The sequence below is a fragment of the Kribbella sp. NPDC003557 genome (assembly GCF_040610805.1).
Taxonomy (GTDB): Bacteria; Actinomycetota; Actinomycetes; order Propionibacteriales; family Kribbellaceae; genus Kribbella.
Genome location: NZ_JBEXMY010000002.1, coordinates 1,175,163 through 1,199,524 on the forward strand (window position 1 = coordinate 1,175,163; position 24,362 = coordinate 1,199,524).

The 24,362-nt window shown below is 69.8% G+C and carries 28 protein-coding genes; 19 read left to right on the plus strand and 9 right to left on the minus strand.

All coding sequences use genetic code 11. The features are described 5' to 3' along the window. Positions 1-4: 4 nt before the first annotated feature. Together ABZW60_RS11630 and ABZW60_RS11635 are read right to left on the minus strand one after the other, a co-directional pair. Positions 5-1,135 carry a peptidoglycan bridge formation glycyltransferase FemA/FemB family protein gene (locus tag ABZW60_RS11630; RefSeq protein ID WP_355475767.1) on the minus strand — a complete coding sequence of 377 codons (1,131 nt, stop codon included), beginning with the start codon at positions 1,133-1,135 and terminating at the stop codon, positions 5-7. A 55-nt stretch (positions 1,136-1,190) separates the two neighbouring features. Further along, positions 1,191-2,111 (minus strand): SDR family NAD(P)-dependent oxidoreductase, encoded by a 921-nt coding sequence (locus ABZW60_RS11635; protein ID WP_355475769.1) that lies wholly within the window; start codon positions 2,109-2,111, stop codon positions 1,191-1,193. Positions 2,112-2,232: 121 nt separating this feature from the next. On the opposite strand from ABZW60_RS11635, the gene ABZW60_RS11640 reads away from it, so the two are divergent. Genes ABZW60_RS11640 through ABZW60_RS11650 form a run of 3 tightly spaced genes read left to right on the plus strand, consistent with a single transcriptional unit; the run spans position 2,233 to position 4,757 of the window. Continuing rightward, positions 2,233-2,796 carry a TetR/AcrR family transcriptional regulator gene (locus ABZW60_RS11640; protein WP_355475771.1) on the plus strand — a complete coding sequence of 188 codons (564 nt, stop codon included), beginning with the start codon at positions 2,233-2,235 and terminating at the stop codon, positions 2,794-2,796. Beyond that, complete coding sequence (locus ABZW60_RS11645; RefSeq protein ID WP_355475773.1) at positions 2,793-3,506, plus strand: SDR family oxidoreductase; 714 nt, start codon at positions 2,793-2,795, stop codon at positions 3,504-3,506. Before ABZW60_RS11640 ends, ABZW60_RS11645 begins: the two co-directional genes overlap by 4 nt. A 42-nt stretch (positions 3,507-3,548) precedes the next feature. Further along, on the plus strand, positions 3,549-4,757 hold the full coding sequence (locus ABZW60_RS11650; RefSeq protein WP_355475774.1) for an MFS transporter: 1,209 nt from the start codon (positions 3,549-3,551) through the stop codon (positions 4,755-4,757). On the opposite strand, the gene ABZW60_RS11655 is transcribed toward ABZW60_RS11650, so the two are convergent. After that, the gene (locus ABZW60_RS11655; RefSeq protein ID WP_355475776.1) at positions 4,726-5,256 is read right to left on the minus strand and encodes an NUDIX domain-containing protein; all 531 of its coding nucleotides are present in this window, start codon (positions 5,254-5,256) and stop codon (positions 4,726-4,728) included. The genes ABZW60_RS11650 and ABZW60_RS11655 overlap by 32 nt on opposite strands. A 28-nt stretch (positions 5,257-5,284) precedes the next feature. On the opposite strand from ABZW60_RS11655, the gene ABZW60_RS11660 reads away from it, so the two are divergent. Beyond that, positions 5,285-5,785: a hypothetical protein gene (locus ABZW60_RS11660; RefSeq protein WP_355475778.1), complete on the plus strand. Its 501-nt coding sequence runs from the start codon at positions 5,285-5,287 to the stop codon at positions 5,783-5,785. On the opposite strand, the gene ABZW60_RS11665 is transcribed toward ABZW60_RS11660, so the two are convergent. Both ABZW60_RS11665 and ABZW60_RS11670 read right to left on the minus strand, forming a co-directional pair. Then, the gene (locus ABZW60_RS11665) at positions 5,775-6,581 is read right to left on the minus strand and encodes a deoxyribonuclease IV (RefSeq protein ID WP_355475780.1); all 807 of its coding nucleotides are present in this window, start codon (positions 6,579-6,581) and stop codon (positions 5,775-5,777) included. The genes ABZW60_RS11660 and ABZW60_RS11665 overlap by 11 nt on opposite strands. A gap of 10 nt (positions 6,582-6,591) precedes the next feature. Beyond that, positions 6,592-7,146: an Lrp/AsnC family transcriptional regulator gene (locus ABZW60_RS11670; protein ID WP_355475782.1), complete on the minus strand. Its 555-nt coding sequence runs from the start codon at positions 7,144-7,146 to the stop codon at positions 6,592-6,594. A gap of 94 nt (positions 7,147-7,240) precedes the next feature. On the opposite strand from ABZW60_RS11670, the gene ABZW60_RS11675 reads away from it, so the two are divergent. From ABZW60_RS11675 to rplI, 5 genes are all read left to right on the plus strand, one after another. Next, positions 7,241-8,374: an MFS transporter gene (locus ABZW60_RS11675; RefSeq protein ID WP_355475783.1), complete on the plus strand. Its 1,134-nt coding sequence runs from the start codon at positions 7,241-7,243 to the stop codon at positions 8,372-8,374. Positions 8,375-8,571: 197 nt separating this feature from the next. Further along, positions 8,572-8,862, plus strand: a complete 291-nt coding sequence (rpsF, locus tag ABZW60_RS11680) for a 30S ribosomal protein S6 (RefSeq protein ID WP_130386399.1) — start codon at positions 8,572-8,574, stop codon at positions 8,860-8,862. 92 nt (positions 8,863-8,954) lie between these two features. Beyond that, positions 8,955-9,545 (plus strand): single-stranded DNA-binding protein, encoded by a 591-nt coding sequence (locus tag ABZW60_RS11685; RefSeq protein ID WP_355475785.1) that lies wholly within the window; start codon positions 8,955-8,957, stop codon positions 9,543-9,545. Positions 9,546-9,617: 72 nt separating this feature from the next. Next, positions 9,618-9,851: a 30S ribosomal protein S18 gene (gene rpsR / locus ABZW60_RS11690; RefSeq protein WP_012924539.1), complete on the plus strand. Its 234-nt coding sequence runs from the start codon at positions 9,618-9,620 to the stop codon at positions 9,849-9,851. Positions 9,852-9,865: 14 nt separating this feature from the next. Beyond that, positions 9,866-10,312 (plus strand): 50S ribosomal protein L9, encoded by a 447-nt coding sequence (gene rplI / locus ABZW60_RS11695; protein WP_355475787.1) that lies wholly within the window; start codon positions 9,866-9,868, stop codon positions 10,310-10,312. Positions 10,313-10,390: 78 nt separating this feature from the next. On the opposite strand, the gene ABZW60_RS11700 is transcribed toward rplI, so the two are convergent. Together ABZW60_RS11700 and ABZW60_RS11705 are read right to left on the minus strand one after the other, a co-directional pair. Continuing rightward, on the minus strand, positions 10,391-10,588 hold the full coding sequence (locus tag ABZW60_RS11700) for a hypothetical protein (protein WP_355475789.1): 198 nt from the start codon (positions 10,586-10,588) through the stop codon (positions 10,391-10,393). After that, positions 10,585-12,000 (minus strand): hypothetical protein, encoded by a 1,416-nt coding sequence (locus ABZW60_RS11705; RefSeq protein WP_355475791.1) that lies wholly within the window; start codon positions 11,998-12,000, stop codon positions 10,585-10,587. The genes ABZW60_RS11700 and ABZW60_RS11705 overlap by 4 nt, the downstream gene beginning before the upstream one ends. Before the next feature lie 248 nt (positions 12,001-12,248). On the opposite strand from ABZW60_RS11705, the gene ABZW60_RS11710 reads away from it, so the two are divergent. Genes ABZW60_RS11710 through ABZW60_RS11755 form a run of 10 tightly spaced genes read left to right on the plus strand, consistent with a single transcriptional unit; the run spans position 12,249 to position 22,203 of the window. Then, positions 12,249-12,869 (plus strand): DUF6668 family protein, encoded by a 621-nt coding sequence (locus ABZW60_RS11710; RefSeq protein ID WP_355475792.1) that lies wholly within the window; start codon positions 12,249-12,251, stop codon positions 12,867-12,869. A gap of 14 nt (positions 12,870-12,883) precedes the next feature. After that, positions 12,884-13,156 carry a TrbC/VirB2 family protein gene (locus ABZW60_RS11715; RefSeq protein ID WP_355475793.1) on the plus strand — a complete coding sequence of 91 codons (273 nt, stop codon included), beginning with the start codon at positions 12,884-12,886 and terminating at the stop codon, positions 13,154-13,156. 38 nt (positions 13,157-13,194) lie between these two features. Beyond that, complete coding sequence (locus tag ABZW60_RS11720; RefSeq protein ID WP_355475794.1) at positions 13,195-14,061, plus strand: hypothetical protein; 867 nt, start codon at positions 13,195-13,197, stop codon at positions 14,059-14,061. Continuing rightward, positions 14,058-14,915 carry a hypothetical protein gene (locus ABZW60_RS11725; RefSeq protein WP_355475796.1) on the plus strand — a complete coding sequence of 286 codons (858 nt, stop codon included), beginning with the start codon at positions 14,058-14,060 and terminating at the stop codon, positions 14,913-14,915. Before ABZW60_RS11720 ends, ABZW60_RS11725 begins: the two co-directional genes overlap by 4 nt. A 1-nt stretch (position 14,916) precedes the next feature. Then, the gene (locus tag ABZW60_RS11730; protein WP_355475797.1) at positions 14,917-16,521 is read left to right on the plus strand and encodes a hypothetical protein; all 1,605 of its coding nucleotides are present in this window, start codon (positions 14,917-14,919) and stop codon (positions 16,519-16,521) included. After that, positions 16,508-18,016 (plus strand): SCO6880 family protein, encoded by a 1,509-nt coding sequence (locus tag ABZW60_RS11735; protein WP_355475799.1) that lies wholly within the window; start codon positions 16,508-16,510, stop codon positions 18,014-18,016. Before ABZW60_RS11730 ends, ABZW60_RS11735 begins: the two co-directional genes overlap by 14 nt. Before the next feature lie 34 nt (positions 18,017-18,050). Further along, positions 18,051-19,646 (plus strand): ATP/GTP-binding protein, encoded by a 1,596-nt coding sequence (locus ABZW60_RS11740; RefSeq protein ID WP_355475801.1) that lies wholly within the window; start codon positions 18,051-18,053, stop codon positions 19,644-19,646. Between the two features lie 3 nt (positions 19,647-19,649). After that, positions 19,650-21,485: a TraM recognition domain-containing protein gene (locus ABZW60_RS11745; RefSeq protein ID WP_355475803.1), complete on the plus strand. Its 1,836-nt coding sequence runs from the start codon at positions 19,650-19,652 to the stop codon at positions 21,483-21,485. Then, the gene (locus tag ABZW60_RS11750) at positions 21,475-21,852 is read left to right on the plus strand and encodes a DUF4913 domain-containing protein (protein WP_355475804.1); all 378 of its coding nucleotides are present in this window, start codon (positions 21,475-21,477) and stop codon (positions 21,850-21,852) included. Before ABZW60_RS11745 ends, ABZW60_RS11750 begins: the two co-directional genes overlap by 11 nt. 3 nt (positions 21,853-21,855) lie before the next feature. Beyond that, positions 21,856-22,203, plus strand: a complete 348-nt coding sequence (locus tag ABZW60_RS11755; protein WP_355475806.1) for a YrdB family protein — start codon at positions 21,856-21,858, stop codon at positions 22,201-22,203. On the opposite strand, the gene ABZW60_RS11760 is transcribed toward ABZW60_RS11755, so the two are convergent. Both ABZW60_RS11760 and ABZW60_RS11765 read right to left on the minus strand, forming a co-directional pair. Further along, positions 22,200-22,955, minus strand: coding sequence for a hypothetical protein (locus ABZW60_RS11760; protein WP_355475808.1), 756 nt, complete (start codon positions 22,953-22,955; stop codon positions 22,200-22,202). The two genes, ABZW60_RS11755 and ABZW60_RS11760, sit on opposite strands and share 4 nt — an antisense overlap. 41 nt (positions 22,956-22,996) lie before the next feature. Then, complete coding sequence (locus ABZW60_RS11765) at positions 22,997-24,319, minus strand: MATE family efflux transporter (RefSeq protein ID WP_355475810.1); 1,323 nt, start codon at positions 24,317-24,319, stop codon at positions 22,997-22,999. Positions 24,320-24,362: the final 43 nt, after the last annotated feature.

Below are 24,362 nucleotides of genomic sequence, written 5' to 3' on the forward strand. Positions count from 1 at the left end.
GGTGTCAACGCCGTCTCATGTAGAGGTCGAATGCGGTGTAGAGCGCCTTGTTCAACGGCAGGTCCCACTCACCGACGTACTCGACGGCCTCGCCGCCGGTGCCGGTCTTGAACTGGATCAGCCCGACGTGCGGGTCGTTCGGGTCCAAGGTGTCGGTGATGCCCCGTAGGTCGTACACGGTCGCACCCGCCGCGAGTGCGTCCGTCATCATGCGCCACTGGATCGCGTTCGATCCGCGCACGTCGCGTTTGGCGGTCGAGCTGGCTCCGTAGGAGTACCAGGAATGACCGCCGACCCGGACCCAGATCGTCGACGCGACCAGGTCGCCCTCGTGGTGGGCGTTGTAGATCCGGAAGTCACAGCAATCGGCCGGCTGGTGGGCCATCGCGGCGTACATCTTCTCGAAGTACGGCAGCGGGCGCGGCGTGAAGTGGTCGCGCTGCGCGGTCTCGACGTACAGCGCGTGGAACGCCTTGATGTCCTCGGTCCCGCCCAGCGTCACCTCGACGCCGAGCTTGTCCGCCTTCTTGATGTTGCGCCGCCAGAGCTGGTTCATGCCCTTCAGCAGGTCGTCCTGGGTGCGGCCGGCCAGCGGCACCTGGAAGACGTACTGCGGTTGGCCGGCCGCGAACCCCTCCGCGATCCGGGGCGCCTTCCAGCCGAGCTTGCCGAGCTTGTCGGTGACCGTGGCGCCGGACGGCTCGATCACGTCCGGCCGGACGTCGCCGAGCCGCGGCTGCTGCCCGCCCGCGATCGCGTCCTTGATCGTCTGCGCGGTCCATCGCCGGGTCGCCACCGGCGGACCCATCCGGATGCCGAACGCGCCGCGCTCCTGCAGGTGCGCCGCCAGCGGACGCAGGTAGACACCGAGGTCGATCGCGTCCCAGTCGATCACCGGGCCCTCGGGCAGGTAGGCGAGGTACCGCTTCACCTTCGGCATCTGCCGGTAGAGCACCAGTCCGACGCCGACCAGATTGCCGGGGTTGCCCGGTTCGTACCAGCCGAGCGACTCCGCCTTCCACTCGCTCTTCACCGCCGCCCACCCCGGGGTCTGCAGGAAGCTCGCCGACGGCTGGGCCGCGATGTAGGCCGCATGCTCGTCCGTCGAGATGGTCCGGATGCTCAAGTCACTCACGGTCGGTCAGGTTACCGGCCCAGCGGCGGGAACCGTAGCTGAGCCGGTGCGGTGATCAAACCTGGGCGAGCAGCTGCTCCGACAAGTCCCACAACCGAGTGGCCGACTCCGGATCGAGCGCGTACTCCGCGACGCCGCCGAATTCCTGACCGGTGTTGGGTACCGCCTCGTTGTTGTCCTCGAAGTAGCGGCCGGTGACACCGGCGACCAGCGGCGACGCGGCCAGCAGGACCGACGTCGACGCGCCCTGCTCGGTCGTCTTCCACTGGAACCTGTCCCAGCCCTTCTGGAGCTCGGGGTCCACGTGCCGCTGCAGCGCCGTGCGGATACCGCCCGGCATCAGCGCGTTGGTGACGATCCCGTCACTCGCCCAGCGCTTGGCTGCCTCGACCGCGAACAGCACGTTCGCCGTCTTCGACTGGCCGTACGCCGCCCACTCGTCGTACGGGCGGTTCTCGAAGTGGATGTCGTCGAAGTGCACGTCCGAGCGCAGATGGGCGCTCGAGCTGACCGAGACGATCCGGGCGTCGCCCGCCGCGGCCAGTGCGCCGTGCAGGCCGAGGGCGAGCCCGAAGTGGCCGAGGTGGTTGGTGGCGAACTGGTGCTCCCAGCCCTCCGGCGTCCGGTTGAGCGGCTCGGCCATCACCCCGGCGTTGTTGACCAGGATGTGCAGCGGGCCGTCCCAGGTGGCGGCGAAGGCGCGGACGGAGGCGCGGTCGGCCAGCTCGATCGGGGCGACGAAGACGTGGTTGTTGCCGGTGCTCTCGATGATCTGGGCCGCGACACGTTCGCCGGCCGCGGTGTTCCGGACGGCGAGGGTGACCTCGGCGCCGGCCGCGGCCAGGGCCCGGACGGTCTCGACACCGATCCCGGACGCGCCGCCGGTGACGACGGCCCGGCGACCGGTCAGGTCGACGCCGGCGACGACCTCGGCCGCGGTGGAGTCATGCGTGAAAGGAGTGGTGATCCTGCTCATCAGGTCGGTCCTGTTCTACGAGCTACGCTGTAACCGGAGGGGCCTCCGGTAATTCCAGTTAACCGGAGGTGCCTCCGGTTATCAAGTCCGCTATTTTGTGAGGCCACGGAGGGAGGGGGAGATGAGTACCAGTGAGCGTCCGCTGCGCGCGGACGCCCAGCGCAACCGGGACCAGATCGTGGCGGCCGCGGGACGCGCGTTCACGAAGTGCGGCCTGGAGGCCACGCTGGAGGGGATCGCGAAGGACGCCGGCGTCGGCATCGGCACGCTCTACCGGCACTTCCCGACCCGTGAGCTGCTGATCGAGGCGGCGTACCGCAACGAGTTGGCCGCGGTCTGTGATGCGTCACCGGAACTCCTGGCCAAGCTGCCGCCGGACCAGGCGCTCCGGGCGTGGATGGACCGCTTCATCGACTACATGGCCCGCAAGCGCGGCATGGCGGACGCGCTGCGTGCTGTCTTCGCCTCGGGCGCGAACCCGTACGCCCACAGCTTCGAGCTCCTCGTCGGAGCGGTGCAGCCGCTGCTCGACGCCGGCGCGGCCGCCGGCCAGATCCGCGCGGACATCTCGGCCAAGGACCTGCTGGCCAGCATCGGCGGTGTCGGCGGTGCCGCGGCCGACGACCGTGAACAGGCGGGCCGGCTGCTCGACCTGCTGATGGACGGCCTGCGGTACGGCGCATGAAGGTTGCTCTGGTGACCGGCTCCGTGTCCGGCATCGGAGCCGCGACCGTACGGCGGCTGGCGGCGGACGGCATGACCGTCGCGGTGCACTCGCGGTCCAGCCGCTCCGCCGGGCAGGAATTGGCCGCGGAGTTGGGTGGCTCGTACCACCAGGCTGACCTGTCGGACGACGCCGCGGCCCAGGCGCTCGTACCGGAGGTTCTGCGTGAGCACGGGCGTCTCGACGTACTCGTGAACAACGCCGGCATCAGCTGGCCGGTCCCGCACGCGGACCTCGACGGGCTGACCGCTGACGACTGGCGGCGGTTGCTCGACGTCAACCTGATCGCGCCGTGGCTGCTGTGTACGGCGGCCCTCCCGGCGCTCCGCGAGTCCGGCGGATGCATCGTCAACGTGACCAGCCACGCGGGCGTCCGGCCCAAGGGCAGCTCGATCGCGTACGCCGCCTCGAAGGCCGCGCTCAACCACGTGACGAAGCTGCTCGCCGCTGCGCTCGGACCGGACGTCCGCGTCAACGCGGTGGCCCCCGGCCTCGTCGACACACCGCTCACCGCGTCGTGGACCGACGCCCAGGACCTGTGGAAAACCTCGAGCCCGATGCGTCGCGCCGCGCAGCCGGCGGACGTCGCCGACCTGATCTCGGCCGTTGTCCACAACAGCTATCTGACCGGCGAAGTGATCCTGCTCGACGGCGGCCTGAACCTGCGCTGATTCTGCGCCGATTCTGTCGGTGCCGCTCTCTACGATCGCGGGATGTCTTTGGGTCGAGACTTCCGGCGGTTGTGGGTCGCGTTCACGGTCAGCGCGTTCGGATCGGCGGTCGGGCTCGGCGCGCTGCCGCTGGTCGCCGTCCTGGCGCTGGACTCCAGCACCTTCCAGGTCTCGATGCTCGCCGCGTTGTCCGCGGTGGCCGGTGCGGCGCTCGCGTTGCCGCTGGGCGACGTCATCGAGCAGCGGCGCAAACGCCCGGTGATGATCGCGTCCGACCTGGTGCGGTTCGCGGCGCTGGTCTCGGTGCCGGTCGCGGCGGCGTTCGGCGTGCTGACCTATGCGCACCTGTGCGTGGCGGGAGTGTTCCAGGCGGCCGGGACGATCGCGTTCCAGTCGGCGAGCGGCGCGCATCTGAAGGCGCTCGTGCCGGCCGCGGGCCGCGCCGAGGCGAACAGCCGCTTCGAGCAGACCAACTGGGTGTCCCTGAGTGTGGGGCCGGCGCTCGGCGGTGTGCTGGTCGGTCTGGTGGGCGCGACCGTCACGCTGGCGGTCGACGCGGTCTCGTTCCTCGGGTCGGCGCTCGGCATCCGGCGGATCCGGCAACCCGAGCCGGAGCCGGTGAAGCGGGACGGAAAGCGCGACATCACCGCCGGCTGGCGCTACATCCTGCGGCACCGCGGCCTACGCATCCTGTTCTGGAACTCGCAGCTGTTCGGTGGGCCGGTGATGATGACGTCGCCGCTGCTGACCGTCTTCATGCTGCGGGACCTGGGGCTGTCGGCGTGGAGCTACGGCGTGTTCCTCGGCATCTCTTGCATCGGCGGCGTGATCGGCGCACGGATGGCGCCGCGGCTCACCCGCAAGTACGGGCTGCAGTGGATGCTGCTGGTGTTCGGCGTACTGCGCGCGCCGTGGCTCCTGCTGTTCCCGCTGGCGCCGCACGGGTGGGGCGGGTTCGTGCTGCTCACGGTGGCAGAGACCGGGCTGCTCGTAGGGGCCGGGGCGTTCAACCCGTCGTTCGCGACGTACCGGATGGAGGTGACCGAGGACGGGTTCATGGCGCGCGTGGTGGGGTCCTGGTCGATCAGCTCGCGGTGCGTGCAGCCCGCCTTCATGGCCCTCGGTGGTGTGCTCGCGACACTGATCGGGATGCGCGGCGCCCTGTGGGTCGCAGGCATCTGCTGCACACTCAGCGCCGTCCTGCTGCCGTGGCGCGCGGCTAAACCAGCTGCATTGCCTGAGCCAGTCTGACGATCGAGCCCACCTCTTCGGGCTGACCGTCGAGATACTCGGCGGCCTTCCCGGGCGGCAGCACCAGTACCTCGGTGACCTGCTCGCCGTCCTCGGGGTTGGTCGGCTCCTGCTCGATGACGACGTCCGCGACGTAGTTCGCCCAGTACGACACCGGGTGCGGCAGATGCGGCCGGTACGGCGCTCGGCGGCGGTGGTCGGCGCGGTGGGCGCCGAGCCAGGTGAGCGGTCCGGTCAGCCGGGCGCCGGCCTCCTCGAGCAGCTCGCGGTGGACGAGCTCCTCGATCGTCTCGCCGGGTTCGCGGGTCCCGCCCGGCAGGAAACGCCAGCCCAGATCGTTGGTGCAGACAACGACCCCGCCGGTGGTCCGGCAGACGACGTGGACATTGCTGATCAGCTCGTCCGGCGGTTCGTCGACCGTGTAGCGGACGTCGAGCTCGCCCCACTCCCAGTAGCCCGGTGCGAACAGGTCGGGAAACCGCTCCGCCCAGGTCTGCATAACCTCATTCTGCGCTACCGTCGCTGCCATGGCGCAGTCAGACCCCGAGCCCGAGCCCACCGCGGCCGCCGAAGCCGCAGTGGAAGCCGAGGCTGCCGAGGACAGTGGGGACGACGGGGTCGAGGCCGAACCGGAGCCGGATCCGGAGAAGGCCGAGCGGACGATCGAGCGGCTGATGTGGTCGAGCGCCTGGCTGACCGTGCTGGTCGGCGTGTTCCTGGTCGTGGGTGTCGCCCGGTCCGACAGCCACTACAGCGTGTTCGCCTGGCTCGGTGCGGTGGTGGCGATGCTCGGCCTGCTCGCGCTGGCCGCGACGTACTTCGCCTGTGCCCGCAAGCGCATCACGCTGCGGACCCGCCTGCGTGGTCCCATCGACGTGTTCAAGGGCAGCACCGTGGTCATGGCGATCGTCGTGATCTGCGGCGTACTCGTGCCGACCGACAACACGCCGGCACTCGCAGTACTGCTGCCGTGGGCCGTGACCTACTGGCTCTACGGCCTCGACAAGACCGAGGCCCCTACGCCGTGAGGTGCGCCCGCAGGTAGTCGAGGTCGGCCTTCTGGCCGTTGTCCGCGTTCGGCGTCTCGACGACGACCGGGGCGCCGGCGGCCTGGACGACCGCGACGATGTCGGCCGGGTCGATGTGCCCGTCCTCGAAGTTGCTGTGCCGGTCCGCGCCGGAGCCGAACTCGTCGCGGGACCCGTTGGCGTGCACGAGGTCGATCCGGCCGGTGATCGCCAGCACCTTCTCGACGATCGTCGGCAGCTCCTCGCCGGCCGCGTGGAAGTGGCAGGTGTCCAGGCAGAAGCCGACGTTCTCCAGGCGGTCGTTGCCGGACGCCTGCACCGCGTCCCACAGCCGGGCGATCCGGTCCAGCTGCCGGGCCATCGCGTTCTCGCCGCCGGCCGTGTTCTCGATCAGCAGCGGCACCGGCAGCTCGGCGCGCTCGATGCACTTGCGCCAGTTGTCGAACCCGGCCTCCGGGTCGTCCTCGTCGCCGACGTGCCCGCCGTGCACGATCACGCCCTTGACGTCGATCTCGGCCGCCTTGTCCAGTGTCTGCTGCAGCAGCTTCCGGCTCGGGATCCGGATCCGGTTGTTCGTGTTCGCGACGTTCAGCCGGTAGGGCGCGTGCACGTAGAGGTCGACGCCCGCGGCGGCGGCGCGCTCCTTCAGCGCCTCCTCGCCGTCGGCGTACGCGAGCTTGGGCGCCTTGTAGTCCTGCGGGTTCCCCAGGAAGAACTGCACCAGGTCGGCGCCCCGGTCGGCCGCCTCGGCCAGCGGGTCTTCCTGGTCCACGTGCGCACCGAGCTTCACAGTCATACCCACCACCCTAGAACCGTCCGCCGACAGTTCTGGATACCTCCCCCACCCCACCGCCCCGATCTCCCGGACCCCATCCGGTCGAGCGGGTCACCGTGCGCTGCGCGGCCGCGGGCGGCTGGACCGGGCGGCCCTCGAACTCGGTGGACAGCACGATGTGGGTGTTCATCTCGCCGTGCTCGCCGAGCCGTTCGAAGAGCCCTTCGAGGTGGTGCATCGAGGTCACGCGGACGCGCAGCATCGAGCACGAGCTGCCGCTCAGCTTGTGGATCTCGAGGACCTCGGGGAAGTCCTCGGCGCGGGTCGTCTTGAGCAGGCAGCGGCCCGTCGTGCACCGCATCTGGACGAACGCGGACAGCGGCTGCCCCGCCCTGGCCGGGTTCACCTCGGCCCGGTAGCCGGTGATCACCCCGGCCTCCTCCAGCCGCCGGACCCGGTCGGCGACCGCGGGCGGCGAGAGATTGACCCGCTTGCCGAGCTGGTTGAACGACAGCCGCCCGTCGGACTGCAGCGCCGCCAGGATCTGCCAGTCCGTGGAGTCCAGTTCGCGCTCCTGAAAGGTCATACTCCCAGAACACCTTCGATGTCGATCGTCCACAAGGCCGAACGCCTTACGTCGTGCATTCAGGCGGAGCGCGCACCTTCCTACCGTGGTGGCCATGCTGCTTCCCGTCGTCCTCGCCGCCGCCCTGATGAACGCGGCGATGATCGCCGCGAGCGCGGTCAGCACCATCCTGACCGCCGACGAGCTCGGGCCCAGCCTGGCCGGTGTCCCGAACACGGCAGGCGTCCTCGGCACCGCTGCCGGCGCGATCGCGGTCGGCCGGTGGACGACCCGCCTCGGCCGCGCGTACGCACTCCGCCTCGGGTACGGCGTCGGCGTTGCCGGTGCGGCCTTGACCGTCCTTGCCGCGGTCGGCGCACCGGTCGGGCTGCTGTTCCTCGGCATGTTCCTGCTCGGCGCCGGGAACGCCGCGAGCCTGCTGTCCAGGTACGCCGCCGGCGAGGCAGTACCCGAAGCGCGCCGGGCGTCGGCGATGAGCGCCGTCGTGTGGGCCAGCACCGCGGGCGCCGCGGGCGGGCCGTTCCTGCTGGCGCCGTCCCAGTCCTTCGCTTCCTGGCTGGGGCTGCCCGCCGTCGCGGGTCCCTTCCTGCTCGCTGTCGCGGCGGTGTTCGGTGCACTGGTCGCGTCGACGTACATCCGGACCGTCCACGTCGCCGAGCAGCCGGCCCGTGCGCAGCACGAGCAGACCGCGGCATCCCGGCGTACGTCGGTGCTGCTGGCCGCCGGTGTGATGGTGGCCGGGCACCTGGTGATGGTCGCGCTCATGTCGGCGGTTCCTGTGCACACACACCAGCACGGCGACGGTCTCGGGCTTCTCGGCGTGATGCTGTCCGCGCACACGCTCGGCATGTTCGCCCTGTCGCCGCTGACCGGCTGGTGGATCGACCGGACCGGACCGCGACCGGTGATGCTCACCGGCCTGCTCCTGCTGATCGTGGCCGCCGTCCTGACCACTCAGTCCGGACCGGCCTTCACTCCGGCGCTCTTCCTGCTCGGCTACGCGTGGAATCTCTGCTACCTGGGCGGCAGCGCCCGGCTGCTCGGCACACCGTTCGAGAGCAAGGTCGAGTCGTCGATCTGGGCGATCTCGGCGCTGGCCGCCGCGAGTTCGCCGTGGCTCTACACGCTCGGCGGATACCCGCTGCTGACGGCGATCTCGGCCGTTCTCGCCGTACCGTTGCTGTTGTTCGTGCTGCGGAGTACTGCTGTGCGCGTCACGCCGCGGTGACGGAGAGTCGTCGCAACAGGCCTGTGGATATGGTCAAGTGGCCGTCCGAACGCTGGTACTCTTTTGGATGTGGCCCGGTCCATCGACCGGGCTCGTTGCTTGGCGACGGCGGCAAGTGCCGTCGCGGAGCAGACCGCATCGCCCTCCTGCCACGGAGAGACCGTGGCCGCCAAGTCCGAAGGAGGTGGAGTTCGCGCATGCGTCGTTATGAAGTCATGGTGATCCTCGACCCGGAGCTCGATGAGCGCACCGTGGAGCCGTCCATCGACCAGTACCTGAACATCGTCCGCAAGGAAGGTGGCACGGTCGAGAAGCTCGACATCTGGGGTCGTCGCAAGCTTGCCTATGACGTGAAGAAGAAGTCCGAAGGCATCTATGCCGTCGTCGACCTGACCGCCGAGCCGGCGGTTGTGAAGGAGCTCGACCGTCAGCTCACGCTGAACGAGTCGATCCTGCGCACGAAGGTCATCCGGCCGGACCAGCACTGAGCCTGGGGTCGTCAGCAGTCATCGGAACTGTCGGCTCCGGCCGATACCACTAGCTGCAGACGCAGTCACACCCGATAGCAGGAGGAACGGCAATGGCAGGCGAACCACCCATCACCCTGATCGGCAACCTGACGGGTGATCCGGAACTGCGGTTCACACCCTCGGGCGCCGCGGTGGCCAATTTCACCGTCGCGTGCACCCCGCGGACGCTGGACCGGCAATCCAACGAGTGGAAGGACGGGGAAACCCTCTTCATCTCGTGCGCGGTGTGGCGCCAGGTGGCCGAGAACGTTGCCGAGTCCCTGACCCGTGGTTCCCGGGTCGTCGTGACCGGGCGCCTCAAGGCGCGCAGCTACGACGACCGCGACGGGAACAAGCGGACCGTCTTCGAGTGTGACGTCGAGGAGATCGGCGCCAGCATGCGGTACGCGACGCTGAAGATCTCCAAGACCTCCCGCTCCGACGGCGGCGGTTTCGGTGGCGGCGGCAACCAGGGTGGCGGCGGCTACCAAGGTGGCGGCAACCAGGGCGGCGGCTACGGCGGCGGCCAGGGTGGCGGCCAAGGTGGCGGTCAGCAGAACGACCCCTGGGCGACCCCGCAGGGCGGTGGCGGCCAGTCCGCCCCGCAGAACGACCCCTGGGCCAGCCAGGGCGGCGGCTCGATGGAGGAGCCCCCGTTCTGATCGGCCCGCAATCCAGTCAGTGACCATTCCGGCACCCGTGCCGGGCTCTGGAAATAGGAAGAGAGCACCACAATGGCCAAGATCATTCGGAAGCCGAAGAAGAAGGTCTGCGGCTTCTGCAAGGACAAGGCGACGTACGTCGATTACAAGGACACCGCGCTGCTGCGCAAGTTCATCTCGGACCGCGGCAAGATCCGCGCCCGCCGGGTGACCGGGAACTGCGTGCAGCACCAGCGCGATGTCGCGACCGCTATCAAGAACGCTCGTGAGGTGGCCCTGCTGCCGTACACGAGCACCGCTCGCTGAGGGAGGCGCGGACCATGAAGCTCATCCTGTCTCAGGAGGTCGAGGGCCTCGGAGCCCCCGGCGACATCGTCGAGGTCAAGGACGGCTACGGCCGTAACTACCTGGTCCCGCGCGGCCTGGCCATCGGCTGGACCCGCGGCGCCGAGAAGCAGATCCAGACGATCAAGCGGGCGCGTGACGCCCGGGCGATCCAGGGCAAGGAGCACGCGAGCGAGGTCAAGAACCAGCTCGAGCAGCTCTCCGTCACCCTGGCCGTCAAGGCCGGCGACACCGGCCGCCTGTTCGGCTCGGTCACCCCGGCCGACATCGCCGCGGCGATCAAGTCCGCCGGCGGCCCGCTGGTCGAGAAGCGCGCGATCGCGATCGCGTCGCCGATCAAGACCACCGGCAAGCACCAGGTCGCCGTCCAGCTGCACCCGGAGGTGGCCGCCACGGTCCGCCTCGAGGTCGCGGCCGGCTGATTCCGGCACCGACGCACCAAGGCCCGCGTTCCCCGTTCGGGGGACGCGGGCCTTCGTCGTTTCCGGGGACGCGGTGCCTCAGGGCTTCTCGGGGGCCGGCCACTCCACCGGCTGCGGCTCGACCGGCTGTCCACCGCTGCTCGGCGCCTCGACCGTGGGCCAGTCGACCGGCTCCGGCTCGACGCCGTCGGCGAGCGCCCGGGCCGGCGCCAACAACATGCCGATGGCAACCAGTGCGGTCGCGATCCGCGCCGCGCGACGCGTAGGTCGGCTCATTTCGACGGGTCCAATGCGTAGAGGACGGAGTTGTACACGAGGACGGCGCGCTTGCCGGCCACACCCCACGGCCGCGTGGTGCCGTCGTTCTGCGCGTAGGTGTTCCAGTTCGGCGAGACGGCGGTCAGCTTGCTGCTGATCGTGCCGTAGAGCATCGATCCGCTGACCGACAGCGGCTGGAAGCCGGGCAGGATCCGGGTGTTGTTCTTGGTCAGCGTGAGGTTGACGAGGCACTCACCCCAGGCGGCGAACTTCCGGTTCGGGTCGGGCACCCAGTCCCAGCCGTCGTTGTCGCCCTTGCGGATCGACCCGCAGCTCGCGACCATCTTGCCGCTCGCCGACGAGTGCACCGACGGGATGACCTCTTCCGGGTTCTTGGCGTTGGCCCACAGGGCCTGGACGTAGTCGGGGCTGGCCGAGACCACCTGGATGATGGCGCCCGCACCGCCCGGCGGCTGCAGCTTCACCGGCACCGTCTCCTTGTCCGGCTGCGCCCAGAAGAGCGGGCCGTAGTACTGCGCCATCAGCGTGCGGTCGCCCTCGGCGAGCAGGATGGTGGAGCTCCGCGGCTTCTCCGGAACCGTCTTGAGGACGCCGCCCGAGATCACCATCGCCCCGGACTCGTCGGACAGCATGACCAGCGGCGACTTGCCGAAGAACTGCACCTTGGCGCTGTCCGGCAGCTCGATCGTCTTCGCCTCGGCGCCACCGCCCGCCCAGTAGTACAGGGTGGTCGGTGTGGTGAGCGCCAGCACCAGCTTGCCGTCGACAGTGGTATAGACCGGGCTCTCGGCGTCCTTCGGCACCTTGTCCTGCCACAGCACCTTGCCGTTGCTGTCGAACACGGCGACCTTCTGGTCGGTGGTCAGGATCGCGACCTCGGTGCCGTCGGGCTTGATCGCCGGCGTGCTGTCCTTGGCGATGTCGACCGTCCAGCTCGCGTGCGTCGAGTAGCCGAGCGGCTGGGTCCTCGGGGGGAACTCGTCGGCGTGCACGGGCGGTGCGGGCAGCTCAGGCAGCTTGGGTGACTCGGTCACCTGCGGCTTGCCGTCGCCGAGCTTGCTGAAGACCGTGATGTACAGCGTCGTACCGGCGATCAGGACGACCGCGACGGCCATCGCGACGATGATCGGCCAGATCGGCTTCTTGCCCTTGCGGGGGTCGGTCTCGATCGCCTCCACCTGGCCGTCCGGGTGGATGATCAGCGGCCAGGAGGCGCCGTCGGCCTCGACCGCGGTCGCCTTCACGGCGCGGCCGAGCTGGGCGGCCTGCTCGCTGACGAGCTGGACCGCGGCCTGCCGGGGATCGTGGTGGTTGATCGGGTGGCTACGGCCGGCGATCTTCACCTCGGCGTTGTGGTCGTCGTACAGCCGGATCGTGACCTTTGGCCAGGACGGGATCTTCTCAGCCACGATGACCTCTCATTCCCGCCACAGATCTCCCTCGCTCAACCGGTTACGTCGTCCTCGTTCTAGCATGTCCCCCGCACGAGGCATGCCAGGGATTCCGGGCAGGCAGAAACCACGCGAGCCCGGCGGCTCGACTGACCCCGACAAGGGGGTAGAAACATCCTCGCCTGTGGATGGGTCACGAAAGTACACCCGGAAAGCGAGAGAATACTGTGGGCGACAGCCTGTGACGCACCGCGAGAGGAGGGGCCATGACGCAGAACCCGTGGACACGAGAGCAGTCTCCGGGTCCGCAGCAGCCGTCACCGGGCCCGACTTCTCAGCCGGACATCACCCCGCGGGGGCCGTCCGCGCCCCAGCACGGGGTGCCGGCGCCCGCGGAGGACCAGCGCCTGCCCAAGTTCGCGATTCCGGCGGCCGACACGCTGTGGTGGGTCGGTGTCCACGGCGGCGCCGGCGAGACCACGATGTCGGTCCTGCTCCCCGGCACCAGGGCGGCCAACCATCGCTGGCCGATCCCGCCGCCGCCGGTGCCGACGCCGGTGATCCTGGTTGCCCGGACCCACGGGTCCGGCCTGCGCGCCGCGCAGCGAGCCGCGATCGAGTGGGCCTCGGGTGTCGTCCAGGGTGTCGCGGTGCTCGGCCTGGTGCTGATCGCGGACGCCCCCGGCCGGTTGCCCCGGGTGCTCGACGACTTCGCCGACATCGTCGGCGGAGGTGTTCCGAGGGTCTGGGACATCCCGTGGATCGAGGAGTGGCGCAGAGGGGAGGCTCCCACGCCTGACAACACGCCGGACGAGGTTTTCGAAGTACTTGAATCCATCTACGCACTTCGCGCGTCAAACCCAGCGGACTATCCCGCCCCGTACTGAAAGGCACCAAGACAATGATGTTGCTCCACCTGGTTACCGAGCTCCCGAACACGCTGCCGCTCGAGCCGCCGCCTTCGGAGGTCACGGACGGCCTGAACAAGGTCCTCGGCTGGGTCAAGTGGATCGCGTACCTGATCTGTGCCCTCGGCATCATCATCGCCGGCGGCATGATGGCCATCGGTCAGCGTCGCGGTGAGGGTGGCGAGCACGCCGCCCGGCTCGGCTGGGTCCTCGCGGCCTGCATCGTCATCGGTGCGGCGACCGCCCTCGTCGACGCCCTGAAGTGACCCGGGCGCGCGGAGAGTGGCTCGGAGGCTGATCGTAGGTGGGACTGTTCAGTAGGAACCAGGACTCCGGTGACGATTCCGACGGCGAAAAGACCAGCTTCCTCGAGGAGCGTGGCTTCATCGCGTCGGCGATCGTCATCGGAGCAGTGCTGATCTGCCTGGTGGTCTGGTTCTTGGCGGGAGGCCGTTCGGACACACCGACGGCCGACCCGAGCCAGTCGCCGAGCACGGTCGCTCCTACCGGACAGCCCACCGAGGAAGAGTCCAACGAGCCGCCGCCCGCGTCGCCGACCGAGGTACCGACCGCGACCCGGACCACGCCACCACCGCCCACCAGCACCACCGGTGGCTGCCACGCCAAGAACCCGAACCAGGCGATCCCGCGGCTCGCCGCGCCGCTCGCGGTCTCGTGGCAGTTCGAGGGGAAGATGCTGATCCCCATCCAGGCCGCCTCCGGGCCCGCCGCCACCAGCCCGAGCGGTGTGCGGTCCTGCTTCGCGCATTCGCCGACGGGTGCGGTGCTCGCGGCAATGGTCCTGCTCGGCCAGATCCAGAACCCGGAGGTCAGCATCGCCGCACTGCACAACCGGGTGTACCCGGGTCCGGGCCGGGACGCGGCCATCGCACAGGCCAGGCAGACGGCCAAGACGCCGTCGACGGTGGCCGGTGACGTGCAGTTCGCCGGGTTCAAGATCCTGGACTACCCGCCGAACGCGACCCGCACCATCATCCAGATCGTTGCCGACCTCAACAACAAGGCGTACGGCGCGATGCCGATCACGATGCGGTGGTACCGCGGCGACTGGTACGTCGAGCTGCAGCCCGACGGCAGCTTCAACGGCTCGGTCGAGCCGGACATCCTGACCAGTCTGAGCGGCTACGTCAGGTTCAGTGGTGCGGCATGATCATCCTCGGATGCTCGGGCTGGCCCTGGGACTGGGACGACTGCTTCAAGGAGGGCCTGCAGACCGCGCTGGAGTGGGCCTTCGGCAAGTTCTTCGACTTCATCTTCGAGGCGATCGCCAGGGTCGTCATCCACGCCGTCGAGGCGGTCATGAAGGCCGTCGGCCTGCTCTGGGTCTACATCCCGACCCCGAACATCGCCGAGAACACCCCGGCCGTGTGGATCCAGCAGCACACCAACTTCATCATGGTGTTCATCGCCTCGCTGGCGGTCGTCGTCGGCGCGATCCAGATGGCGGTCTCGCACCGCGGTGAGCCGGCCAGGGACATCCTCAAGTCGCTGGTCACCCTGGTCGTCGTGACCGGGTCGGCCACGGTGTTCGCCGGCACGCTGATCTCGGCCGCGGACGGGTTCTCGTCGTGGATCATCAACGCCGCGCTGAAGAAGGACGACCACAACTACGCGAAGAACCTGCTCGACGTGATGGACGAGCCGTTCGGCTGGTTGCTGGTCATCTTCGTCGGCATCCTGATGGTGATCACCGCCATCATCCAGCTGGCGCTGATGATCGTCCGGTACGGAATGCTCGTGCTGCTGGTCGGGGTACTGCCGCTGACCGCGGCGGCGACCAACACCGAGATGGGCATGATGTGGTTCAAGCGGGCCCTGGCCTGGCTGGCCTCGTTCATCATCTATAAACCGGTGGCCGCGATCATCTATGCCACCGCGTTCAGCCTGATGGGATCGGAAGGCACGAACCACATCCTCAACGTGATCATGGGCGTGACGCTGATGATCGTGGCAGTCGTCGCACTGCCGGCCATCCTTCGATTCGTCTCACCGAGGACATCCTGACGTGATTCCGCTCGATGTGATCGACTGGGCGATCGACCTCATGAAGAAAGCCCTCGAGGTCGTCTTCGCCCCTGTCATGGAACTGGTGATGAAGTTCGTGTTCAAGCCAATCCTCGAAGCCATCGGCTCGGCGGTCGGAACTCTGATGAGCACGATCGCCACGTTCTGGGTCTACGTTCCGACGATCTCGGTCGGAAACGATCAAGGCAAGCCGGCCAACGGCACCGTCGACTGGGTGTGGCAGCACACGCAGTTCATCGCCCTGTTCATCGCCGCCATCGGGCTCATCGTCGGCGCCATCCAGATGGCCTGGACGCAGCGCGGTGAGTCGGCCCGCGAGCTGCTCCGTTCGATGATCACGCTCGCCGTCGCCGCGGCGTTCTCGATCGCTGTCGCCCAGGCGCTGATCACCGCCGGCGACATCTTCTCCAGCTGCATCATCAGCACCGCGCTGGACTCCAAGAACGCCGGCTGGGTCGACGGCTGCCAGAACATAGCCTCCGGGGACTCACAACACTTCGGCGAGGTGATGGGCGCGGTCCTCGGCTTCGGCGCGGTCGTGGCGATCGCCGGCTCACCGCTGCTGATCGGGATCATGATCGCGGTCGGCATCCTCTGCGTGATCGCCAGCCTGATCCAGATCGTGCTGATGGTCGTCCGCAGCGCCATGCTGGTGCTGCTGCTCGGCGTCCTGCCGATCGCGGCCGCGGCGACGAACACCGAGATGGGCCGGACCTGGTTCAAGCGAATAATTTCCTGGCTGCTCGCCTTCATCCTGTACAAACCGGTGGCCGCGATCGTCTACGCGACGGCGATCCGGCTGGTCTCGAACAACGGCGACCCGCTGCACTTCGACGCCAGCAACCCCGACGACATCGGCAGCCTGGTGATGAACGTGGTCACCGGTCTGACGATGCTGGTGCTCGCGCTGTTCGCGATGCCGGCGCTGATGCGGTTCATCGTGCCGATGGTCGGGGCCACGGCAGGTGGCGCCGGTGCCGGCATGATCGCGGCCAAGATGGTCGGGGCCGACAAGGTCGGCGACATGGTGAGCAAGGGCGCCGAGCAGGGATCCGACGGCGGCGGTGGCGGCGGCGACGGTCCGTCCGGTGCGCAGAACGTCGGCCGCGCGTCGCAGCAGGCGCCGAGTGGCGGCGGTGGCGGCGGAGGCGGCGGTGCTCAAGGCGCGGCGGCCGGCGGTGAGGGCGGTGCCGCAGGTGCCGCTGGTGGAGCCGGTGGTGGAGCGGCCGGTGGCGCGGCAGCCGGTGGCGGCGGAGGCGCGGCCGCGGGCGGTGCGGCCGCCGGAGGTGGAGCCGCGGCTGCTGCCGGGCCGGCCGCCGTCGCGGTGGTCGCGGTCAAGGCCGGCGTCGACGCGACCAAGGCCGTCGGCCAGATGGCCGCGTCCGAGACGATGGGCAACGACGAGATGGACCAGGGCTCCCAGGGCGGGGGCGGCGGAGGCGGCGGTGACGGCGGCGGCCCCAGCGGCAGCGGCGGGGGCGGCGACCTGAGCCGCGAGCGCGACCGTGCGCCGCGCGACTATCGCGACGACGACCGCGACAACTACCAACCACCACCACCGGACGGACCAAGTGGCAGCAGCTGAGAACGTACGACGCGCTCCTCGCACCTACGGCAACTGGCGCCGGCCCGCCTCGGCCGGCATCGCCGGCCTGGGCATGCTCGGCACCGGCATCATGATGGGTGGCCTGCTGCTCGTCGTGATCGCCACGATGGCGGGCGGTATCAAGGCCGCCCTCATCAGCTTGCTGATCGTGGGCGCGGCACTCGGCCTGCTGGTCACGAAGGACAAGCACGGGTACTCCACGCTGCAACGGCTCTCGACCCACATTGGATGGCAACGAGCAAAGATGGCTAAGCACAACATTTACCGCTCCGGACCGCTCGGCCGGACCGCCTGGGGCAAGTTCCAGCTCCCCGGGCTGGCCGCCGCTTCCCAGTTGAGCGAGTACCAGGACTCGTACGGACGGCCGTTCGCGCTGCTCTACTACCCGAGCACCCGGCACTTCACCGTCGTCATCAACGCCGAGCCCGACGGCGCCTCCCTCGTCGACGAGGAGCAGGTCGACGTCTGGGTGGCGCACTGGGGCCAGTGGCTGGCCTCCCTCGGCCACGAGCCGGGCATCGTCGCCGCGTCGGTGACGGTGGAGAGCGCCCCCGACACCGGGATCCGGCTGCGCCGCGAGGTCGGCAACAACATGGTGGACGGCACCCCGGCGATCGCCCGGGCGATGCTCACCGAGGTCGTCCAGACGTACCCGGAGGGCTCGGCGCTGGTCTCGGCCCGCGTCGCGCTGACCTTCAAGGGCACCGACCGCAGCGGCAAGCGCCGCAAGGAAGACGACATGGGCCGCGAGCTCGCGGCCCGGCTGCCCGCGCTGACCCAGAGCCTGAACGCGACCGGTGCGGGCGCCGCCCGGCCGGTCAGCGCCCAGGAGCTGTGCGAGGCGATCCGGATCGCGTACGACCCGGCGTCGGCCGCCCTGATCGACGAGGCGCGCGCCCAGGGCATGCCGCCGGAGCTGCAGTGGACCGATGTCGGCCCGGCCGCCACCCAGTCGTTCTGGGACAAGTACCGGCACGACTCCGCCTGGTCCGTGACGTGGCAGATGTCGCAGGCCCCGCGCGGTGAGGTGTTCTCGTCGGTGCTGTCCCAGCTGGTCGCGCCGCACCCCGACATCGACCGCAAGCGCGTGACGATGCTCTACCGCCCGCTCGACGCCGGTACGGCGGCCCGGATGGTGGAGGCGGACAAGCGCAACGCGTCGTTCCGCGCCACCGCCTCCGCCCGGCCGAGCGCACGGAACCTGGCCGAGGCCCGGGCCGCCGATCGTTCCGCACAGGAAGAAGCGCGGGGCGCCGGCCTGGTCAACTTCGGTATGGCCGTCACCGGCACCGTGATGACGGCCGAGCAGATCCCGGACATGATCGCCGCGATCGACAACCTCGGCGCCACCGCGCGGGTCCTGCTGCGGCCGGTGTACGGCTCGCAGGACTCGGCGTTCGTCGCCGCGCTGCCGCTGGGCATCGTCGTCCAGAACCACCTCGCGGTTCCGGCGGGGCTGCGGGAATCCCTATGATGAGTCTTCGCACAGTGACACCTGGGGGGTCACAGTGAGCAAGAAGCAGAAGAAGCCGGTCGACCCGAGCCGCCGCGGCCGGCGGCCGATGCCCCGTGGCTGGCCCGGGATGGGCGCGGGCTACTCGACGTACCTGCAGGCGCCGCAGGAATGGCGCGGTACGACGGTCCAGGTCTGCGGCATGTGGCCGTTCTCGGCCGGGACCGGCAGCCCGATGGTCGGCGTGCCGATCGGCCGGAACATCCTGTCCGGCGCGACCATGTGCTGCGACCCGATCAGCTGGTTCATGCGGGCCAAGCTGATCTCGAACCCGTCGATGTTCGTGCTCGGCAAGCCGGGTCTGGGCAAGTCGACGATCACCCGGCGGATGGCGCTCGGCATGGCCGGGTACGGCGTGATGCCGCTGGTGCTCGGCGACCTCAAGCCCGACTACAAGGACCTGATCGAGGCGCTCGGCGGCCAGGTCATCCAGCTCGGCCGCGGCCGCGGACACCTGAACGTGCTCGACCCGGGCGAGTCCCGGGAGGCCGCGCTGCGGCTGACCGGCAAGGCCCGTGAGGCGATCCAGGCCGACGCGCACGGCCGCCGGCAGACGATGGTCTCGGCGCTGATCGCGATCATGCGGAACCAGAACCCCAACGACCGCGAGGAGACCATCCTCGACGAGGCCCTCAAGGTCCTCGACGAGCGGTTCCAGGGCACGCCGGTGCTCAAGGACCTGCTGCAGGTGATCCAGGACGCGCCGGACCGGGTCCGCAACGTCGCCCTGGACCGCGGCAGCCTGGACCGGTACCGGCAGATCACCGAGGGCCTGGAGGCGTCGCTGATCGGTCTGGTCGGCGGTGGCCGGCTGGGCGAGATCTTCTCCGCGCCGACCGACAACCCGATGCAGATGGACCGCCCGGTGGTGTTCGACGTGTCCAACGTCGACGACTCCGAGACCAGCCTGCAGGCCGCCGTACTGCTGGCCTGCTGGTCGTACGGGTTCGGCGCGGTCGCGGTGTCGCAGGCGCTGGCCGACGCCGGCCTGGAGCCGCGGCGGCACTACTTCGTCATCCTCGACGAGCTGTGGCGGGTGCTGCGGGCCGGCAGCGGCCTGGTCGACCGGGTCGACGCCCTGACCCGTCTGAACCGGCAGCGCGGTGTCGGCATGGCGATGATCTCGCACACCATGTCCGACCTGCTCGCGCTGCCGAACCCCGAGGACCGGATGAAGGCGAAGGGTTTCGTCGAGCGGTCCGGCATGGTCATCTGCGGCGGTCTGCCGCGGGCCGAGATGGACAACCTGACCGAGGTCGTGTCGATGTCCATGGAGGAGCAGAACATGCTCGTCGGCTGGCAGGACCCGCCCGCGTGGGACCCGTCCACCGGCAAGGAGGCGGCACCGCCCGGCCGGGGCAACTTCCTGATCAAGGTCGGTGGCCGGCCGGGGATCCCGGTGCACGTCGGGCTCACCTCCGTCGAGCGCGAGATCAACGACACCAACAAGCTGTGGACGACCGGCAACGACGGCAAGCCGCAGAAGGTCGAGGTCGCGGCGGACGGCACCCAGGAGGTCGTCGGCGAGTACAGCCTGGACGACCCGATGCTGCTGCCGCCGCCGGACCCGACCACGCGCGTGGGGAGCTGAGTCATGGCGCAGGGCAGGAAGAGCACCGGTCCGGGTGGCATCTCACCCGAGGCCGTCCTCATCTTCGTGATCATCGGCGTGGTCGCGCTGGTCGTGTTCTCGATGTGGATCGCGCTGAAGGTCGCGTCCGCGATCAACGGCTCACGGACGCCCGGGAACCCGTTCGACGCGATCGTCGACCTGTCGAAGGGCAACCTGGAGTGGTCCGGCGCGGCCACCGGCATCCTGGTCGTCGAGGTCGTGGTGCTGCTCGGCCTGGCCGCCGGCGGCTGGATGCTGTTCCGCAACCGGGAGCGTTCGATCGGCCGGGTCGACCGCCAGGCGCAGCTGATGTCGAAGCGGTCCGAGATCTACAAGCTGACCCGCGAAGGCGCGCAGGAGAAGGCCAACCAGCTCGGCGCCGGGCACGCCGGCCCGGGCATCCTGATCGGCCGGACCGTCCGGGACAACCTGGAGGTGTTCGGCAACTGGGAAGACATGCACGTCGACATCTGGGGTCCCCGAACCGGTAAGACCACGTCGCGCGCGGTGCCGGCGATCCTGGACGCACCTGGCTGTGTCGTCGCCACCTCCAACAAGCGGGACATCGTCGACGCCACCCGCGGGCCGCGCTCGGAGAAGGGCCCGCTGTGGGTGTTCGACCCGCAGGAGGTCTGCGAGGAGCCGCCGAACTGGTGGTGGAACCCGCTGACCTACATCACCGACGAGACCAAGGCGCGTGAGCTCGCCGAGCACTTCGTCGCCTCACAGCGCCAGCAGGGTGCCCAGACCGACGCGTTCTTCGACGCCGCCGGCACCGACCTGCTGGCGGGGCTGCTGCTCGCGGCCGCGGTCGCCAAGCGGCCGATCACCCAGGTGTACACCTGGCTGGCCGACCAGCGGAACGACGAGCCCGAGCGGATCCTGCGCAACACCCCGGGTCTGCAGCTGTCCGCCGACGCCCTGTCCGGTGTCATCAACGCGCCGGACAAGCAGCGCGCGGGTGTCTACGGCACGGCCCAGCAGAGCGCCCAGTTCCTGGTGAACCGCAAGGTCACCCGCTGGGTCATCCCGAACGGCCCGAACGACAACCGTCCGCAGTTCAACCCGCACGAGTTCGTCCGCAACGGCGGCACGCTCTACAGCCTGTCCAAGGAAGGCGCCGGTACGGCGGGGCCGCTGGTCACCGCGCTGACCGTCGCCGTCGTGGAGGCCGCCGAGCAGTATGCCCGTGGTTGCCCGATGGGCCGGATGCCCAGCCCGCTGGTCGGTGTCCTCGACGAGGCCGCGAACGTGTGCCGGTGGAAGAACCTCCCCGACCTGTACTCGCACTTCGGGTCCCGCGGCATCGTGCTGATGACGATCCTGCAGTCCTGGGCGCAGGGCCAGGAGTGCTGGGGCGACCACGGCATGCAGAAGCTGTGGGGTTCGGCCAACATCCGGGTGTACGGCGGTGGCGCCGCGGACGCGACCTTCCTGGAGAACCTGAGCAAGATGATCGGCGACTACGACATCAGCTCGAGTTCGGTGTCGTACAACGAGGGAAAGCGCGGCACCAGCCAGCAGGTCCAGCGGCACAACATCATGGAGGTCTCCGACCTCGCCTCGATGCCGCCCGGCCGCGCGGTCGTGTTCCCGTCCGGTATCCCGGCCACGCTGGTGAAGACCGTCCCCTGGTTCACCCGGCCGGACGCCGGTGCGGTGAAGGCGTCGCTGGCGAAGTACGATCCGGGAGCGGCAGCGAACGTCCCGGTGAGCAACAACCCCTGGGTGGCGTCTCAGCAGGCACCTCTGCCGCAGCGCGGTCCTGAGCGGCCGGTCTGGGAGCAGAACGAAGGGGACAACCGCGGTGGATGGTGAACAGGAGCTCTTCTACCCGCACGTCGCGGCGTTCGTCGAGGACCGGTTGATCTACCTCTACACCCGCCGGCTCGGGCAGCAGTTCATCTGGTGCCCCGAGTGGTACCGGCATGCGGAGGCGCTCAGCCGGCTCGACTCGATCTGGCGTGCCTGGGAGCACCTGCGGCTGGACCCGGCGACCGGTATGTCGGTCTGGTGGCGTGACCACGCGGACCCGCACATGATGGCGCTGCTGGACCCGGACGGCCCGTTCGCCGCCTGCCGGAACAACCAGCACACCGACTACCCGATCCCGCCGCTCCCGGTCCAGGAGCCGCCGGCGGGCCTGTTCTTCGACCAGCGCCAGCCCAACATCCGCGGGATCTGACCGATGTGGAGGTGGGGCAACCTGCTCCTGGCGTTCCTCGCCGAGCTGGTTGCCCTGGGCATCTTCGCGTACTGGGGCTGGCAGACCGGCGGTACGACGCTCGACCGCTGGGTGCTCGTGGTCCTGCTGCCGCTGGCGACAGGTGTCATCTGGGGGCAGTTCGCAGCGCCGACCGCACCCCGCGGGACTCCGGCACGGCATTGGACCGTGAAGGTTCTGGTGTTCGGCCTGGCGGGTGCCGCGCTGTGGAGCCTGGGACACCCGCTGCTCGCCGTCGGATTCGGCGTCGTGGTCGCGGCGAACCTGGCGATCATCCACCTCCAGAAGCTGGAGCCAGGGAAGCCCGCCTAGATCTCGAGGTCGGGTTCGCTCGATCGGTTCGGCTTGATGACCTTGCCCTGCTTGTTCCGGACCCGGCCGGGTCCGCGCCGGTGCAGGCGGGCCTGGGGGAGCTGGGCCTCGGGGGCCTCCTCGGGCGGCCTGCGGACCGCCTCGGACGGGTTCGGCTGCGCATCGCGGGCCTCTTCGCGGTGCTGGCGCGCAGACGCGTCGTACTTCTCGGCGACCTGGTACTCGCCGGTGGACCGGCGCTCCTCGATGGTGGCCAGGTTCTGGAATCGCCGGCCTTCCGCGGCGAGCCCGGCCGAGCCGACCTCGTCGGGGTGGGCGGCCGCCTCGTCGAGCTCGTGCCGTCCGTGCGCCCGGTCGGCGAGGCCGCGTTGCTTGTCGTTCGCGGCGTACTGCCGGTGCTGGTCGCGGGCCTGCTCGTCGGAGTACGCGAGCTGCATGGCCCGGGTGGTCTCCGCCGTCGCGTCGAGCAGCTCCTCGCGGCTGCGCCGCTCCGTGAGCTCCTGCTGATCCTTGGCGACCCGCTCGTCGAGCTGCTCCGCGCTCGCCGCCGCGTCCTTGTCCCGCTGCGCCCGCTCGTCGTCCTCGTCCCGGCGTTCGGACGCCTCCTCCGCCAGGTCGTGGGTCGGATGCTTGCCGGCCTTGGCGCGGGCCTGGGCGGCACGCCGCTCACGCGCGGCCTCGGTGTCGTCGTCGCCCTGGGCCCGCTGATCGGGCTCGAGCTCGACGGACTGGTCGTCGTCGGTGTCGGGCATGCCGCTCCTTTCCTCCGGTTCCACGATGCCGCACCGCAGGGTCAGCGGGTAGCTCCGGTGACCAGCCAGGCGTCGCGCCGCTCGCGCGTGGTCAGGGTGAGGAATCGCAGCAGCATGTACCCGCCGAACGCCCACCACAGCGCGACGATCCCGCCGTCGAGCCAGAGCACCGCGAGCGCGAGCGGGACGTACAGCGCGAGCGCGACGATCCCGGCCAGCGCGAGGTACCGCCCGTCGCCGGCGCCGATGAGGACGCCGTCCAGCACGAACACGACGCCGTTGATCGGCTGCCACAGCGCGGACACGATCAGGATCGCGGCGAGCGTCCGGCGTACCTCGGGATCGCTGGTGAACCACGGGACGTAGACGTTGCGCAGGCCCCAGAGCGCGAGGCCGCCGACCAGGCCGGACAACAGGCCCCACCACATCATCCGGCGGGTGATCGCACGGGTGCCCGCCACGTCACCGGCACCGAGCGCGCGGCCGGTCAGCGCCTGCGCGGCGATCGCGATCGCGTCCAGGGCGAGCGCGAGGAACGACCACAGCGTGAACGCGACCTGGTGCGCCGCGACCGACGTCGTCCCGAGCGCGGTGGCGACGAAGGTCAGCAGGATGATCGCCGCCCGCAGCGTCAGCGTGCGAATGACCAGCGGCACCCCCATCTGCGCGGAGGCCAGGATGCCGGGACGATCCGGGCGGAGCTTGGCGCCGTCCCGGCGCGCGCCGCGCACCACGACCACGACCAGTGCCACCCCGGCTCCGGTCTGTGCCAGCGCCGTCCCCAGGGCGGAGCCGGCGATGTCCAGCCGGAGGCCGTAGACGAGCAGGACGTTCAGCCCGATGTTGGCGAGGTTGGCGGTGATCGCGACGACCATCGGCGTCTTGGTGTCCTGCAGCCCCCGCAGTACGCCGGTGGCCGCGAGCAGGAGCAGCATCGACGGGATGCCGAAGCAGGAGATCCGCAGGTACGTCACGGCGTGGTCGGCCACCTCCGGCGACGGGTCGAACGCCCCGATCGCCTGCGGCGCCAGCGCCAGCCCGAGCAGGGCGAGCACGACGCCGAGCAGCAACGCCAGCCAGAGCCCGTCGATGCCTTGGGCAAGGGCACCCTTGTGGTCGCCGGCGCCGATCCGCCGGGCGACCGCGGAGGTGGTGCCGTAGGCAAGGAAGACGCAGATCCCTACCAGTGTCTGCAGGATGGTGCCTGCGACCCCCAGCGCGGCCAGCTGCGGCGTGCCGAGGTGACCGACGATCGCGGAGTCCGCGAGCAGCATCAGCGGCTCGGAGACGAGCGCGAAGAAGGCCGGGACGGCGAGCCGGAGGATCTCCCGGTCCTGGTCGCCCACCCATCGTCGACGTCTCACCGGAGCGAGGTTACCCAGGCGTGGCGGGTGTGGCGGAAATTCG